The organism is Streptomyces sp. NPDC058469 (assembly GCF_042721125.1).
Classification (GTDB): domain Bacteria; phylum Actinomycetota; class Actinomycetes; order Streptomycetales; family Streptomycetaceae; genus Streptomyces.
This window is the reverse complement of sequence record NZ_JBHXME010000201.1, coordinates 17,346-17,658: the sequence shown is the minus strand read 5'-3', so window position 1 is coordinate 17,658 and position 313 is coordinate 17,346. Positions and strand designations below refer to the sequence as shown.

Here is a 313-nt window from a genome sequence, read left to right as displayed (position 1 = left end):
CGCTGGAGACGTAGTGAGCCAGCATGTGCGATGTGCCGGGCGCCCTCTCTCCGTGTGACCCGGCTACTGGCCGAGCTGGCCGAACGGGTTGTCCGTGTTGCCGGCGGTCGGTGTCGTCGGCGGATTGGTCGTCGGCGTGGGTGTGGGTGTCGGGGTGGGTGTCGGAGTCGGCGTCGGAGTCGGCGTGGGTGACTCCGTCGTCGGGGTCGGCGACGGTGACTGGGTCGTCGCTGTCGCGGACGGCGTCGGGGTCGGGGTCGGAGTCGGCGTGTAGCTGGGCTCGACCGCCGCGCCCTGGTCGGTGTTCAGGTCG

The 313-nt window shown here is 71.6% G+C and carries 1 pseudogene (running past one end of the window); it reads right to left on the bottom strand.

The features are described 5' to 3' along the window. Positions 1-63: 63 nt before the first annotated feature. Positions 64-313: pseudogene (locus ACFWP5_RS46495) on the bottom strand (transglycosylase domain-containing protein); it runs 2,177 nt beyond the window's last position.